Consider the following 14,650-nt stretch of genomic DNA (forward strand, 5'->3'; position numbering starts at 1 on the left):
GGCGGGTTCAGGAGGCGGGTTCAGGAGGCGGGTTCAGGAGGCGGGTTCAGGAGGCGGGTTCAGGAGGCGGGTTCAGGAGGCGGGTTCAGGAGGCGGGTTCAGGAGGCGCAGGTCAGCACGGGAGCCGCCCAGTCGATCCGGTCGTAGCGGTTGGTGTCGGGCCCGATGGTCCCCACCAGCCGCAGATACTGGGCACCCCGGAGGTCGGCGGTGAGCGGAACGGCCGAATCCCGCCAGGTGCGCAGCCCGCTGTCGGCCCGCTTGGTCCCGTCGGCCCAGATCTCCGCCGTGACCGTCCCCTGGTCCGGCTCGCGCGGATCGCGCTCGTCGTCGACGCCGACGTCGGTGGCGAATCCGGTGCACCGTCCGCCGAGGTAGTAGACGAGCTGGACGGGGGCGTGGGTCCCGAGCCCCTTGGCGTAGGTGACGCCGTTGACGGTGAGCGTGCGGCCGTCCCCGGCCTTGGCCCCGCCGTTGGACATGTCGCGCTCCACGGGCCCGTAGCCGTTGCTCGCCCAGGCCCAGGTGAGCTGCCCGAGATCGGAGACACCGGCCGGGACGGGCCGCGGCACCGTCAGGATCTCGTCGGCGGTCCGCTCGACCCTGCCGTGGCGGGAGGTGCGGAAGGTGAGCCCGGTGGCGAGGGGGGCGGTGCCGGGGGGCGTGGCGGCGGGCGGGGTGAGGCGCCAGCGGGCGGTGAGGGTCTTGCCGGTGGTGAGGACGTCGGTGTCGTTGTCACCGAGCGACTTGAGGCGCCAGCCCTCGGGCGCGGTCAGCCGCAGCCGGGGGGAGAGCAGCGGAGTGCGGCCCTGGTTGGTGGTGGTGACCTTGACGGTCAGGCTCCTGCCCGCGGGGGTGATGTTGCCCGGCACTCCCTGAGCGGCCGACGGCAGGTGCAGCCCCAGTTCGACGGCGGGCGGCTCCTCGCGCCAGTCGCCGTCGGCCGAGACCCGGTAGAGCGCGGTGGCGTGCGCCGGGAGGGTGGCGCTGACGGTGCCGACGGTGTGCGCGTTCTGGCCCTTCCAGAGGTCGCGCACGACATAGCCGGAGCGCTGGGGCAGCCCGATCTCGGCGGCGGTGGTGCGGATGGTGGTGGTCTGCTCGGACTCGTTGAAGAGCGCCACGGCGATGTCCCCGCCGGCGAGGGGCTTGGCGAGCACCCAGTGCCCGTCCGCGCTGCGGACGACCCTCGCCTGGCGGCCCAGCGGGTCCTGGTCGACGGCGATGACCTCGCGGTTGGAGAGGATCTCCAGGGTCCGCGGGGTCGCCTTGCGCAGATCGGTGCCGATCAGCAGCGGGGCGGCCATCACGGACCAGAGGCTGAAGTGGGAGCGGTACTCGGTGTCCGTCATGCCGCCGTTGCCGACCTCCAGCATGTCGGGGTCGTTCCACCGGCCGGGTCCCGCGTGCTCGGCGAGCGGCGCGTTGAGCTTGAAGAGGTTGACCACGGACTGCCAGCTGTCGTTGATGTCCCCGGTGGTGCGCCAGAGGTGGCCGACGTCGGCGCCCCACTCCCAGGGCTTGTTCTCGCCCCACTCGCAGAGGGAGTAGACGATCGGGCGGCCGGTCGCGCGCAGCGCGTCCCGCATCGCGGTGTAGCGCTCCAGGGCGGGCCTGCCCTGGTTGTTGCAGTTGTCGTACTTGAGGTAGTCCACGCCCCAGTCGGCGAAGGTCCGGGCGTCGATCTCCTCGTGGTCGAGCGAGCCCGGCATCGTCTTCGCGCAGGTGAGGGTGCCGGCGCTGGTGTAGATGCCGAACTTCAGCCCTTTGGAGTGCACATAGTCGGCGAGGGCCTTGATCCCGCCGGGGAAGCGGGTGGGGTGGTGGGTGAGCCGGCCGGTGAGCGGGTCGCGCTTCTCGGCGGCCCAGCAGTCGTCGACGTTCACATACTCGTAGCCCGCGTCCTTGAGACCGGTGGAGACGAAGAGGTCGGCGGTGTCGCGGATCATCTTCTCGTCGATGGCGCAGCCGGTGGAGTTCCAGTTGTTGAAGCCCATCGGCGGGGTGGCCGCGAGGCCGTCGGGGAGCCGGGGCGCCGCGGTGGTGCGGGCGGGCTCCGCCGGGGCGCCGGCCTGGGCGGGGACGGTGAGCGGGGCGGTCAGCAGAGCCAGCCCCAGTAAGACGGTCAGGGGCCTGGGCATCGCGCGCATACGTACCCTCTCTATCGGGTCCTGCGGTACTGGGCTCGGATCTCGCCGGCGGTGAGGGCCCGGTCGAGGAACATCAGCTCGTCCATGCGGCAGGCGCAGGGGTTGCCCTCGCGGGTGTTCTGCGGATAGCTGCCGCCGATCTTGATGCCGCGCGGGTCGGTGGCCGACGCGGTGTCCGGTTCGGGTGGTCCGGCGATCTCCCAGGGGTCCCCGGTGCGGACATAGGAGCCGGACAGGGCGCGGCCGTCGCGGTGGAGGGCCATGGTGCCGCTGTCGTAGTCGAAGGTGGCGGCGAGATGGACCCAGCGGCCGGGCGGCAGCACCTGCCGCCAGTCGGCGTCGGCGGCGAAGGTCTGCGAGACGCCGCCGTCCAGCCGGCGGCCGAGAGCCACGACCCTCATCACCCCGTCGACCTCGATGAGTTCGAGCAGGGCCCGTACGTCGTGGCCCTGGGAGGTGCCGGAGAGGACTCCGGCGAGCCCGATGGCGCCGTAGCGGTCGCCGGGGTCGGCGGAGTTGGAGTTGGGGGCGGGGTTGTCGCCGGTGGTCCTGAACCAGCCCATGACGGTGGCCCCACGGGCGCCGTTGAGGGCCCGGAGGGCGGGGAGGCCGTCCGCTCCGTACACACCGGCCTTCCAGTCGTCGTTGCCCCGGGCGCCGGGGGTGTTCTGCCGGGTCTGGAGGACGGGACCGCGCTCGCGGTCGTGGACCCGCATCCGGGAGCCGCCGTTGACCAGGGCGATATCGGTGCCGGACCGGCCCAGGTCGCGCTCGCGGGAGGGGTCGCCGGGGACGGGGTGGGCGAAGTCGTAGTGCGCGACGAGATGGCGGCGCAGCCCCTGCGCCCCTTCGCCGGGCGCGGGTTCGGCGGCCACGGGGCCGGGGAGCAGCGGCAGCAGGGCGGCGGCGAGAGCGGCGAGGAGTGCCGTCCGGGGGCGGCGGGAGCGGTGGAGACGGGGGCGGTGCGGCCGGGGTTCAGGGGGTGACCCGGACATCCGTCACCTTCCAGATCCGGCCGTTGGCCTTGGAGAGCACATACAGCGCGCCGGAGCGGTCGGTGCCGAAACGGAGATCGACCCGGGTGTGGCCGGCCAGCTCCGCCATGGTGGTGGGGGCGCCGGTGGCTCCGTCGATGAGCTGGAGCTGATGGGTGGTGGCGAGCGGGCCGCCCCGGCGCATCTCGCGGACGTCGGAGTGGAAAACGCGCCCGCCGACGCCCTCGGCGTAGAGGTACTTGCCGTTCAGCGCGGGGAGCCGTCCCCGGTGGACGAAGCCGCCGACGATCGCGCTGCCGCTGTCGGAGCAGGGCCTGGCGGCCGGCGGGGTGTGGTCGAAGGCGGCGACGGGGTAGGTGTAGCCGTTCTGGGCGTCGCCGTCGGGGAGCGGGAAGACTCCGCAGGTGGGGTTGGACGCCTTGCGGTACGCGAAGGGGCCCTCGCGGTCGCTCCAGCCGAAGTTGTCCCCGGCCCGGACCTCGTAGACCGACTCCACCCGGTGCTCACCGATGTTCGCGGTGAACATCTGCCGGCGGCCCCCGGTGTCCCAGCTGAAGCGGTGCGGGTTGCGCAGTCCGTACGCGTAGATCTCGCCCAGGGCGTCCGGCCGGCCGGCGAAGGGGTTGACGGCCGGGATGCCGTAGCGGCCGGAGGGGGCGTCGCGCCGGGCCGGGTCGATCCGGAGGATCTTGCCCTGGGGGACGGTCAGATCCTGCGGTACGGTGCCGCCCGCACCCGCCGCGCCGTCGCCGACCGCGACATAGAGCAGCCCGTGGTCGTGGTCCCGGGGGCGGGCGTTGGGGTTGAAGCCGATCTCCTGGATGTTGTGGTACGTGCTCTGGAAGCCGAGGCGCAGCACCTCGCGGCTGGTCCCGGCGAAGGTGGCGGCGCGCGGGTCGTCGGCGGTCCACTCGGTGACGACGCTGTGCAGCCGGGCTCCCTGCGGGGCGGGCAGATCGGGGGTCTTGGCGGTGAGGGCGGCGCGGCCCTCGGTGTGGACGGTGTAGAAGACGCCGTTGCGGGCGAACCCGGGGTGGAAGGCGACGGAGCCGAGCCCGCTGCCGAGCCCCTGGTGCGACCAGAAGTCGGCGCCGGTGGCGGTGCCCACGTCGAGGTACTCGCGGGGGGTGCCCGCGCGGTCGAGGAGATGGAGCTTCCCGTTGAGATCGGGCACGGCGAGCCGGCCGGAGCCGTCGGGGACCTCGCCGAGGTGGTTGATGCGCGCCCACCGCTTGAGCCGCGAGTCGGTGGGCGGGGGCACGGACTCGGACCGGGGGAGGGTGGAGAACTCGGTGAGGACGAGGGCGTGGCGGGAGGGGGTGGGGTCGGGGAGGGGGTCGGACACGGGGGTGTCGCCGTCCTGGGCGAGGGCAGGGGGGGCGAGGAGGGTGAGGAAGAGGGTGGCGGCGGCGAGTGGGGGGGTTCTTCGGGGGGTTCTTCTGAGGGGTCTTGGAGGGGTGGGCATCGCGGTCACCTCGGAGGGGTGGGGTGCGGGGCGGTGCGGGGCGCGGGGTGAGGAAGCGCTTTCTGGAAAGCGCTTTCCCACGCTACAAACGCACCTCTCGTGAGGCAACCCCCTCGGCAGGGGGGTGCGCGGGGCGGGGAGGGGAGGGCGGGGGGTGGTTTCTGGGCGTGGCCCGCGGGGTGCGGGGTCCTGTGGCGCGGGGTCCGTCCTCAAACGCCGGACGGGCTGAGATTGCTCGGGCCGCCCCAAGCGCCGGGCCGGCTGGAGTTGCCCGGAGTGGGCTCAAGCGCCAGGCCGGCTGGAGTCGCCCGGGCCGCCGAGATGGCTCGGGACACCCGTGGCGCGGGGTCCGTCCTCAAACGCCGGACGGGCTGGGATTGCTCGGGGCGCCCCCAAGCGCCGGGCCGGCTGGAGTTGCCCAGGGTGGGCTCAAGCGCCAGGCCGACTGGGATTGCTCGGGCCGTCCTCAAGCGCGGGACGGGCTGGGATTGCTCGGGGCGTCATCAAACGCCGGACGGCTGAGATTGCTCGGGCCGTCCTCAAGCGCGGGACGGGCTGGGTTGGCTCAGGCCGGTGGGAGTTGCCCGGGCGGGGGTGAAGGTGAGAGAAGTCGCGGAGAGGGGGAATTCCGGGTCCGAGCCCAGGGCGTGTTCGGCCACCCGGGCGACGGCGGAGGCCGGAATGTCGTCCAGTCCGTACGTCGCGTGCGTGTCGTGCGGCACCACCACCCCCAGCCCCCGGCCCAGCGCCCCCTCCGCCGTGGCCCTGACGCACATCTCCGACAGCACCCCCGCGATCACCACCCGCTCCACCCCCCGCCGCTCCAGCAGCTCCCCCAGCCCGGTCCCCTCGAACCCGTCGTCCTCCTCCTTCGCGACCACGTGCTCGTCGGCCGACTCCCGCACCGGGAGACACAGCTCCCACCCCGGCGCCCCGGGCTCGTCCACCGCGCCGGGCTCCCCGTCGTTGCGCAGATGCACCACCAGCGCCCCGGCCGCCCTGGCCCGTTCCAGCAGGCGGGCGAGGCGCTCGGCGAGCGCCTCCGCTCCCGGCACCGCCTCCGCCCCGGTCATGAATCCGCACTGGACGTCGACCAGGATCAGCGCCTGCGCCGGCGCGATCGCCCCGGCCGGCCGGGGGACGGAGACCCAGACCCCGTTCCGTACGAACCCGCCCGCCGCGGCGTCCCGCATGGCATTCCTCCGCAATCCGTGGTGAGGGAAAAAGCAACGGCGTGCGGGAAGTTGCCCGCACGCCGTGGATGGATGAACCGTGATGTCCGATAAGTGTTCGTTCGATGTCATGACAGCAGGCGCCGGAGCCTCAGGTGAGGAGGAAGTCCGCCTGCCCGGACTTCGCTCCCTGAATGAATGCCGCGATCTCACCGGGTGTGTAGATCAGCGCGGGACCGTCCGGGTCCGCCGACTGGCGCACCGCCACCCGGCCGTCGGCCAGCTTCATCGTCTCGAAGCAGTTGCCGCCGTTCCCGCCGCTCCACGGCTTGTGCCAGCCCACATCGCCCAGCTCGGTGGCCGGCATGCCGTTGTATACGTGATTCATTCACAGCTCCTTGCGGAGATCCCGGAGGATCTCCTTCGTGCGTTGTGCAGTCGCGGCCTGGGCCGCCATGCGGTCCAGGACCTCCAGATGCGAGGCGACCTCGGGGCGCGCGTCGAGATAGACCGCGCCGGTCAGATACTCGCTGTAGACCATGTCCGGGAGTTCGGGGACGGCGAACCGGAAGAGCACGAACGGACCGTAGGTGCCGGGGTGGTGTCCGGACGCGAACTCCGCAATCTGAAGGGTGACATGGGGCAGCTGGGCGCCTTCGAGCAGCCGGTCGATCTGGCCTCGCATGACGGCGGGACTGCCGACGGGCCTGCGGAAGACCGTCTCGTCCATGATCACCCACAGCTTGGGTGAGCCGGGCTGGGTGAGCAGAGCCTGGCGTTCCATTCGCAGCGCCACATGGCGCTCGATGTCCTCGGGGTCGGTCTGTCCCACGGCTCCGCTGAGCATGATCGCTCGCGCGTACTCCTCCGTCTGGAGCAGACCGGGCACGAAGTGGGGCTCGTAGGAGCGGATGAGGCTGGCCGCGCCCTCCAGGCTGACGTACATGCTGAACCAGCCGGGCAGCACATCGTGGAACCGCTGCCACCAGCCGGGCTTGTTCGCCTCCTCGGCCAGCTCGATGAAGCCGCGCGCCTCCTCGTCGCCGATGCCGTAGGCATTCAGCAGCAGCTGGACATACGGGATCTTCAGGGCGACCTCGGCGGTCTCCATGCGGCGGATGGTGCCCGCGGCGACGCGAAGGACCTTGGCGGCTTCCTCGCGCTTGAGCCCGGCCCGCTCGCGCAGATCCTGCAAGCGCTTGCCGAGTACGACCTGCCCCACGGTGGGGGCGGACCGCGGTTCACTCACTTCGAGACCTCCCCACGTGCTTGTTGCGATGCAGTCTGCCACGCGCCCGCATCGATGAATATGCCCACTCTGAAAAATTCAGAGTGGCTCTTGCCAAGCTGTCCATTTCAGGGCGACAGTGTTCGGGTGAACCGTGACGCGCTCCACGCCCCACTCCTGGACCCGTGCTCGGGTGTCGACCACCACAGGTACGGCTTCGAGCTGCCGGCGCGCGTCGAGTACGTCTCCAGAGCCCGCAAGCTCACCCGTGACCGGCTGCGCTGCTGGGGCATCGGCGGGGATGTGCACGACACCGCGATGCTGGTGGTCTCCGAGCTGGTGACCAACGCGGTCGTGCACAGCGGCAGCCATCTGATCTCCTGCGAGCTGACCAACGGCGTCGAGCGGCTGCGGATCAGCGTGCGGGACCAGGGCAGCGCGCCCACCGGCCCGCACGTGTGCCACACCCTGGCGGCCGAGGAGCGGGGGCGCGGCCTGCTGCTGGTCGAGTCCGTCTCCAGCTCCTGGGGGGCCCACGCCATCCAGCGGGGCGCCGGCCGCGTCGTCTGGGCGGAGCTGGCGCACACCGCCGTACCGTACGGGGCCGACTTCCCGGGACGCGAGTTCCCCCGGGCCAAGGCCCGCCCGGCGCACACCGCGCCGTCCGAACCCCGCCGGCCGCACCCCCGCGCCGAGCTGACCAGGGCCGAGATCCCCTCGGCCCGTCCGGGACTGCCGCACGGAACGGAGAGGCCATGCTGAGACATATGCCGCCCCTCCTGACCTGGAGCGGACGTCTGGGCGACGGCACCGGGCTGACACGGCTGCGCCCGCCGGCCCGGGTCGAGCCCGATCTGGGCTGCGACGCGGTGGGGGTGCCCGCGCGCCACGGTCTGCGGCTGCTGGGCCGGCTGCCGCGCAACGGCTGTGTCTTCGCGGACGCGGAGTGGTGGTGGTGGATCGTCCCCGCCGGCTCCGACCACGAGCTGATCTGGCCGCTTCCCTCGCACTACGCGAAAGGAGCCTACGTACCGGCGACGGGCCCCCGGCTGATCAGCCGGCCCGACGACAGCAGTCCCTACACACCACCGATACCGCTCTATCTCATGGCCTGCCAGCTGACCGGAACCGCACCGCGGTGGCCGGCCGGCGTCAGCGGGCCGGCATGACCGCCGCGCGCACCGCGGCGCCCGTTCCCGACCGCCTGAGCGGGGACGGGCCGGATACCCTTCCGGGCATGTCGGAAGCCAGCCCGGGCCCGCGGCGACAAGGGCTCACACCACGTCAGGCACGCCTTGTCCGCACCACGCTCTCCACGGTCATCATGATCGCGGCGGGTCTGGCCCTGGCCCTTCGGCTCGGCAGCACGCACTCGGTGCTCACGATGGGCTTCTACGGCATCGCGCTGATCCTCTCGGGGAGCGCGCTGGTGCTCAGCAGACAGGGGCGCACGAGAGTGGCGACCGCCGTCCTCGGGACGTGCGTCGTCCTCGCGGTAGCCGCGGAGTGGGCCGTCGCGTCGACGCGCTGACGGTGGAACGCGCCGGTCCGCGAGGCCCGGCGCACCAGAGCACACGGGGGAACAGGGGGGAGGGACCAGGTCCTCGCGCGGGGGAAGCCGAGGACCCGGTTCCGGAGCGCCGGTCCGCGTTCGGCCGCGGGGCAAGGGGGGTGGCCGCAACCGACGGACGGGTGCCGGCGGTGCGCCGGGGCAGGGGGCCCCGGCGCACCGCCCCGTACCGGCACGGACGAACGGCCCGGCGCGCGGCGGCGCCCCGGTGGACGGGAGAGGCGACGTCCATCGCGCGGGCCCGCGCGGTGGACGGCACACGCCCGAAGAACACGAAGACGAAGAACACGAAAGAAACACGAAGGAACACGCAGCAAACGAAGAGAAAACTGTCCCTGGAGAGGTCCACGGTATGGCGAACCGTGTCACCGGCCCGGACGATCCGGGTCCACGCGGATTCGGTGGTCCCGCGCCACACCCCCTGGCACCCCGGGAGGTCGCGCCGCCGCGCCGCACTCGGGGCCGCCCGGGCCGGCGCGTCCCGGCCCGTCCGGTGCGCGCGGACGGACCCTGGGCGGCGGGTGCCCGCCCGGCGCGGGCCCGGGGGGCCGGGGGCCGGCCCCCGGCCCCCCGGGCCGCGGACGATCCGTGCGCCCTCCGGGGCGGGCCGGGCCATGGCGTCGTGGCGCGGCGGGTCCCCGGCCGCGGCACCCCAGCGGCCCCGGAACGTCCCGACGCGCGGAGACGGCGGCCCCCGTGGGACCGCCCGCCCCCGCGCAGGCCGGGTCCGCCGGGACCGCCGCGTGTCTCAGCCGCTGGAGACGGCCCGCAGATGGGCCTTGCCGCGCCGCACCGGCGGCGGCGCGGTGGTGCCCCGGTGCTCGCGCAGGACGAGCGTCATCCGGGTGTACCCCCGGTCCTGGAGGGTCGCCGGGGTCTCGTCGACGATCCGGCACTCCGAGCGCCCGTACCGGGGGTCCGGGTGGTGCAGCGGCCGTACCGCTCCGTCGTGGTGGACGGCGGCGGCACCGGCCAGCCGCATCCAGTGCGGCAGTCCGCAGCGGTAGGCGGCGTCCATGATCGGGTCGTCCGCGATCTCCCCGCGAATGGCCTGAAGCACACCGTCGTCCTCATAGCGCTCCAGCGCGGATTCCAGCTGGGCCAGCAGGGGCAGGCACCAACTGGTCTCCCGGTCGCCGAGGACCGAGCCCGCGTCCGGGTGGAAGAGCACGAACCGCAGGAAGTTCTGGTCCGGCATCGCCGTGGGGTGGGCGCCCATGCCCCGGAAGAGCGCCTGGAACGCCGGGTTCACATGGGTGACGTCCCACCGCCGGTCGAAGAGGACCGAGGGCAGCGGCACGGCGTCCATCATCACCGAGTAATCGTGCAGATACTCCCGGGTGGTGGGGTCCGCCGGCAGGGGCGTCTCCACCGGCGCGGAGCGCTCGGGGGGCAGCACCGGGGGCAGCGGCGCGTACGGACGGGTCAGCCCGGACGGGAAGGCCGGTCCGGACGGCCGGGCGGGGCCCATCGGGGATGCGGTCCTCGGACGGCCCGCCAGATGGGCCGGCGGCTCCCGGTCCACGGCGAGCCGGAACAGCCAGCCGCCCTGCTGGTCGGTCATCTCCAGGGCCTTGACCAGCGCGTAGAGCCGGTCCTCGGTCCAGTCCTCGGAAGGAGTGCACTCCCACGTGTTGTAGGCGCGGGTGCTGATGTCGAGCCGGGCGGCCACCTCGGCCACGCTCAGCCCCAGCTCTTCCCTGCGCTCGCGCAGTATGTCGGTCAGTCTTCTGGACCGGAGTGAGCCTCGGCCCGTCCCCGTGCACCCTCGACGCCCGTGGACACCCGAACGGTCGGAACCCGCCTCATGTGTCATCGAGAACGCCACCCTTCTCGAAGTCCCGCTGCGGCAGCGCCCTTTGGATCTTCACCCCGCCCGGCGATCCTGCTACCGCGAGAGGCGTCATGTCAACTATCGTGGCATTCGGCGCCACCGAACGCTCAGAATGCGCCACAGCTGTGGCAAGTCCTGGCTGTACGTCCGGGAAGCGGATAATCTCCGGGCAGCCAACCGTGTGCGGAGCCATCTCGCGTGATCTAGGAGACCCACTGGTGACAGACGGCTTCTTGGTTCCGGGCCCGGCAGCCGCAGGCCCTCTTGCGGCGTCGGTTGCCCGCGTCACCGAACTCGCAGGCAGACTCGGTCTGAGCCACGGCGAGGTGTTCGACGTGGATCAGCTCTCCGAGGCCTCGGGTGTGCCCGCCGATGTGGTGGGTGCCCTGCTGGAGGGCCGGCCCGCGGGCCAGCCCGACCTTCAGGCACGCTTCCTCCAGCGCTTCGACCTGCTGCGGCGCACCCGGCTCAAGCCCAATGGGCGCCGCTACACCCAGCAGGAGATCGCCGACGGCGCCGGGATGTCCCGGCAGCAGGCGGGGGCCCTGATCAACGGCGACCGCCGCCCGACGATGGAGCACTGCGACGCGATCCAGCGGTTCTTCAGGGTCCACGCGGGCTTTCTGACCGCCGGGGACGCGGACGCGCTCAACAGCGCGCTCCAGCGCACCGAGGCCCGTCTCCTCCAGGACTGCGCGGGCGACGGCGACCCGCTGGAGCGGCTCCTCCAGGACCACGGCGTACGGGGTATCGCCTGGCGGGCCGCCCAGTTGCCCACCGACAAACACCGCGACAAGGTGACCGAGTGGCTCGATCTCCTGCTGGAGAGCGTCAAGCCGGTGGAACCGGCCGATTCCGCAAAGCCGACGGAAAGATGACTTCAGAAAGCCCCTGATGTCAGGGCAGGGTTGAGGCCGCACGTGTGCGCGCGGCCGTGCGGGGGAGAGGAGAACGGTGAGCATTGGCAAGGAGATGCGTCGGCTCTGCGGCGAGCTGGTAGCCGGACTCGGCCTGCCCGCGCCGGCGGAGCCCGCCGATCTCTATGCCGCCCTGTGCGGCCAGATGAGCAGACGCCGCGGCCGGCCCGTCCGCTACCGGATGTCCACCTTTCCCCCGGGCACGGCGAGCGGCCTCTGGCTGGACATGACGGACCAGGATCTGATCGTCATCGAGGAGCGCACCGCGCCCGACCATCAGCTGGTCATCCTCGGCCATGAGCTGTGGCACATGAACGCCGGGCACTGCACCCACCACATCGAGGGCGCGGCGGTCGCGGCGCGGCTCCTCTCCGACGAGGCGGACCTCCAGGCGACCGTGCTCAAGGTCGCCGCGCGCACCCGCTTCGACCAGAGCGAGGAGAACGAGGCGGAGAGCTTCGGGCTGCTGCTCGGCAGCAAGTGCCGCTCCTGGCTGGCGGGTTCCACCGGCCGGGGGCCCAAGCGGCGGGAGGGGCTCGCCGGACGGATCGAGGCCTCCCTGGGATACCGCGGGCCCCAGGGCTGATCCGTGGAGAGAACCACTCGCGTCAGGCTGGCCAGTGCCGTCAGCCGGGACCCGCTGGAGCCCAAGGCGGGCCGGGACACGGTCCGCCGCCACAATCTGAGTCTCGTCCTGCGCGCCGTGAAGGACTCCGGCGAGACCACCCGGGCCGGGGTCGCCGCCCGGGTGGGGCTGACCCGTGCCGCGATCTCCTCCCTGGTGGAGCAGTTGCTGGAGAGCGGATTCCTCTCGGAGTCGGGGAAGACCTTCAGCGGCCAGGCGGGGCGTCCGGGCACGGTGCTGAAGGTCGCGCGGACCGGGGTCGCCGGGCTCGGGGTCGAGATCAATGTCGACTATGTCTGCGTCTGCGTGGTCGACCTCGCCGGTACGGACCGGGTACGGCTGGTCGAACACCTCGACAACCGGGACGCGCCGCCCGCTCAGGTGCTGCGCCGCGCGGCCCAGATCGCGGCACGGGCGCTGGTCTCGGCGGGCGAGCAGGAGCTGCGCCCGGTCGGCGCGGCGCTGGCGCTGCCCGGCCTCGTCTCCTCCGGGACGGTCCGGCAGGCACCCAACCTCGGGTGGACCCGGGTCCCGGCCGAGGAGCCGTTCGGCGCCGCGCTCGCGGCACTGCGGCCGAGGCTGCCCGTGCTCCCGGTGCGCTCGGAGAACGAGGCGAACCTCGCGGCGCTGGCGGAGCTGTGGTTCGGCGCGCTCGGTCCGGTGCGCACCTTCCTCTATCTCTCCGGCGAGATCGGGATCGGCGGTGCGCTCGTCCTCGACGGGGAGCTGCTGCGCGGGGCCCACGGTTTCGCGGGGGAGATCGGGCACGCGGTGGTGGCCGCCGACGGGCCCGAGTGCCGCTGTGGCGCGCGCGGCTGTCTGGAGCAGTACGCGGGCCAGACGGCGCTGCTGCGGGCGGCGGGGGTCGACGAGACCCATGGCGCGAGCGCCGTGGCCGAGCTGGAGCGCCGGGCCCGCGCGGGCGACGAGCGGGCGGTGGCCGCGCTGGAGCGGGCGGGGCTGATGCTGGGCCGGGTGCTGTCGGGCGCGGTGAATCTCCTCGACCCGGCGGCGGTGGTGCTCGGCGGGATCTACCGGCCGCTCTCCCCCTGGCTGATCCCGCGCGCCGCCGGTGAGCTGTCCACTCGGATCGTCTCGGGTCTGTGGCCCCGGGCGGGCGCCCGTCTGCGGCCCTCGTCCCCGGCGGCGGACGCGGCCCGGGGCGCGGCGGCCCTGGTGGTGCGGGATGTGCTGACGGACCCTCTGGCCTTCGGGGACCGCGCCGCGGCCGGATGAGCGGGCCCGGACACCATCGGGACGCCCGGACACCTGGGCATCCGGCCCCCGGACACCCGGCCCGCGCCGGCCGGGGCGCGGCGGGAGCGGGAGGAGGCGCGGCGGGAGCCGGAGGGGTGCGGTCAGCGGGCCGCGAGCAGATGGTCCAGGGCCAGTTGGTCCAGGACCTCGAAGGCCATCCCCCGCTCCCCCGCCGCGTCCGCGTCGAACTCCTCGTGCGCGGTGCGGTCGGCGAGCAGCCCGGCGAGGCCGTCGGGTGCCGTCGGGCGGGCCAGTTCGTCGAGCCGGGCCGCCCGCAGGGCCTCCCGCACCCGGGGGTCGGCCCGGAACGCCGCCGCCCGCTCGCGCAGGATCAGATAGTTCCGCATGCATCCGGCGGCGGAGGCCCACACCCCGGCGGAGTCCTCCGTGCGCGGCGGCTTGAAGTCGAAGTGCCGGGGACCCTGGTAGCCGGCCGTCTCCAACAGGTCCACCAGCCAGAAGGCGGAGCGCAGATCGCCCGCGCCGAACCGCAGGTCCTGGTCGTACTTGACGCCGTTCTGGCCGTTGAGGTCGATATGGAGGAGCTTGCCGGCCCAGAGCGCCTGCGCGACGGCGTGCGGGACGTTCAGCCCGGCCATCTGTTCATGGCCGACCTCCGGGTTGACCCCGTACAGCTCCGGCCTCTCCAGCCGCTCGATGAAGGCCAGGGCGTGGCCGACGGTGGGCAGCAGCAGATCCCCGCGCGGCTCGTTGGGCTTGGGCTCGATGGCGACGCGGAGGTCGTACCCCTGGCCGGTGATGTACTCCCCCAGCAGGTCGAACGCCTCCTTCAGCCGGTCCAGCGCGCAGCGGACGTCCTTGGCCGCGCCGGACTCCGCGCCCTCCCGGCCGCCCCAGGCGACATAGACGCGCGCGCCGAGCGCGGCGGCGAGGTCGAGGGAGCGCAGGGACTTGCGCAGGGCGTACCGCCGGATGTCCCGGTCGTTGGCGGTGAAGCCGCCGTCCTTGAACACGGGGTGGGTGAAGAGGTTGGTGGTGACCATCGGCACCGCCATCCCGGTCCGGTCGAGCGCGCTCCGGAAGCGGCCGATCCCGGCCTCCCGGGCCGCCGGCGAGGCACCGGAGCGGACCAGGTCGTCATCGTGGAAGGTGACGCCGTACGCCCCCAGGGCGGCGAGCCGGTGGACGGACTCGACCGGGTCGAGGGGTGGCCGGGTGGCGTCCCCGAAGGGGTCCCTGCCCTGCCAGCCCACGGTCCACAGGCCGAAGCTGAACCGGTCGCCCGGGGTGGGGGTGAGGCTCCCGGCCCCGGTGAGCACATCCGTTGTCGCCGTTGTCGCCGTCATCGCCGTTGACCGCCTTCGCTCCGCTGTCGGTGTCCCTGCGCCGTCCCCCGCGCCCGCCCGGATCTCCGTCCCCCCGCGCTCGTCGCGCGTTCGCCGTGCGCGCGCCCCGTGTCCGTCCTCGGCCGGCTGT

Annotated in this window: 14 protein-coding genes; 6 read left to right on the top strand and 8 right to left on the bottom strand. The window is 73.1% G+C overall.

Translation table 11 applies throughout. The features are described from left to right. Positions 1-98: 98 nt before the first annotated feature. The 6 genes from ACWCRA_RS11625 to ACWCRA_RS11650 form a co-directional block, all read right to left on the bottom strand. Positions 99-2,150, bottom strand: coding sequence for an NPCBM/NEW2 domain-containing protein (locus ACWCRA_RS11625; protein ID WP_451067330.1), 2,052 nt, complete (start codon positions 2,148-2,150; stop codon positions 99-101). Positions 2,151-2,161: 11 nt separating this feature from the next. Next, positions 2,162-3,145 (bottom strand): LamG-like jellyroll fold domain-containing protein, encoded by a 984-nt coding sequence (locus tag ACWCRA_RS11630; protein ID WP_451067331.1) that lies wholly within the window; start codon positions 3,143-3,145, stop codon positions 2,162-2,164. Then, positions 3,126-4,610 (bottom strand): PQQ-dependent sugar dehydrogenase, encoded by a 1,485-nt coding sequence (locus tag ACWCRA_RS11635; RefSeq protein WP_451067332.1) that lies wholly within the window; start codon positions 4,608-4,610, stop codon positions 3,126-3,128. The genes ACWCRA_RS11630 and ACWCRA_RS11635 overlap by 20 nt, the downstream gene beginning before the upstream one ends. 539 nt (positions 4,611-5,149) lie before the next feature. Then, positions 5,150-5,803: an isochorismatase family protein gene (locus ACWCRA_RS11640; protein ID WP_451067333.1), complete on the bottom strand. Its 654-nt coding sequence runs from the start codon at positions 5,801-5,803 to the stop codon at positions 5,150-5,152. A 130-nt stretch (positions 5,804-5,933) separates the two neighbouring features. Next, positions 5,934-6,170, bottom strand: a complete 237-nt coding sequence (locus tag ACWCRA_RS11645; protein ID WP_351551606.1) for a DUF397 domain-containing protein — start codon at positions 6,168-6,170, stop codon at positions 5,934-5,936. Then, positions 6,171-7,031: a helix-turn-helix domain-containing protein gene (locus tag ACWCRA_RS11650; RefSeq protein WP_351551609.1), complete on the bottom strand. Its 861-nt coding sequence runs from the start codon at positions 7,029-7,031 to the stop codon at positions 6,171-6,173. It abuts the gene before it with no gap. A gap of 126 nt (positions 7,032-7,157) precedes the next feature. Here ACWCRA_RS11650 and ACWCRA_RS11655 point away from each other — a divergent pair, with 126 nt between their 5' ends. The 3 genes from ACWCRA_RS11655 to ACWCRA_RS11665 all read left to right on the top strand — a co-directional run bounded on the left by ACWCRA_RS11655 (position 7,158) and on the right by ACWCRA_RS11665 (position 8,541). After that, positions 7,158-7,772, top strand: a complete 615-nt coding sequence (locus ACWCRA_RS11655) for an ATP-binding protein (protein ID WP_351551612.1) — start codon at positions 7,158-7,160, stop codon at positions 7,770-7,772. 5 nt (positions 7,773-7,777) lie between these two features. Then, positions 7,778-8,179 carry a hypothetical protein gene (locus ACWCRA_RS11660; protein WP_351551615.1) on the top strand — a complete coding sequence of 134 codons (402 nt, stop codon included), beginning with the start codon at positions 7,778-7,780 and terminating at the stop codon, positions 8,177-8,179. Positions 8,180-8,247: 68 nt separating this feature from the next. Beyond that, a complete protein-coding gene (locus tag ACWCRA_RS11665; RefSeq protein ID WP_451067334.1) occupies positions 8,248-8,541 on the top strand; it encodes a hypothetical protein in 294 nt (97 codons plus the stop codon). Positions 8,542-9,328: 787 nt separating this feature from the next. Here the strand turns inward: ACWCRA_RS11665 and ACWCRA_RS11670 are convergent. Beyond that, positions 9,329-10,261 carry an MmyB family transcriptional regulator gene (locus tag ACWCRA_RS11670; RefSeq protein ID WP_351551621.1) on the bottom strand — a complete coding sequence of 311 codons (933 nt, stop codon included), beginning with the start codon at positions 10,259-10,261 and terminating at the stop codon, positions 9,329-9,331. Positions 10,262-10,632: 371 nt separating this feature from the next. Between ACWCRA_RS11670 and ACWCRA_RS11675 the strand changes: the two genes are divergently transcribed. From ACWCRA_RS11675 to ACWCRA_RS11685, 3 genes are all read left to right on the top strand, one after another. Continuing rightward, entirely contained in the window at positions 10,633-11,292 is a 660-nt protein-coding gene (locus ACWCRA_RS11675) for a helix-turn-helix domain-containing protein (RefSeq protein WP_351551624.1), read from the top strand. A gap of 94 nt (positions 11,293-11,386) precedes the next feature. After that, a complete protein-coding gene (locus ACWCRA_RS11680) occupies positions 11,387-11,917 on the top strand; it encodes a toxin-antitoxin system, toxin component (RefSeq protein ID WP_351551782.1) in 531 nt (176 codons plus the stop codon). A 3-nt stretch (positions 11,918-11,920) separates the two neighbouring features. Beyond that, positions 11,921-13,192 carry an ROK family protein gene (locus tag ACWCRA_RS11685; RefSeq protein ID WP_451067335.1) on the top strand — a complete coding sequence of 424 codons (1,272 nt, stop codon included), beginning with the start codon at positions 11,921-11,923 and terminating at the stop codon, positions 13,190-13,192. 122 nt (positions 13,193-13,314) lie between these two features. On the opposite strand, the gene xylA is transcribed toward ACWCRA_RS11685, so the two are convergent. Beyond that, positions 13,315-14,520, bottom strand: coding sequence for a xylose isomerase (gene xylA / locus ACWCRA_RS11690; protein WP_451067336.1), 1,206 nt, complete (start codon positions 14,518-14,520; stop codon positions 13,315-13,317). Positions 14,521-14,650: the final 130 nt, after the last annotated feature.

The sequence above is a fragment of the Streptomyces sp. NPDC001889 genome (assembly GCF_053594535.1).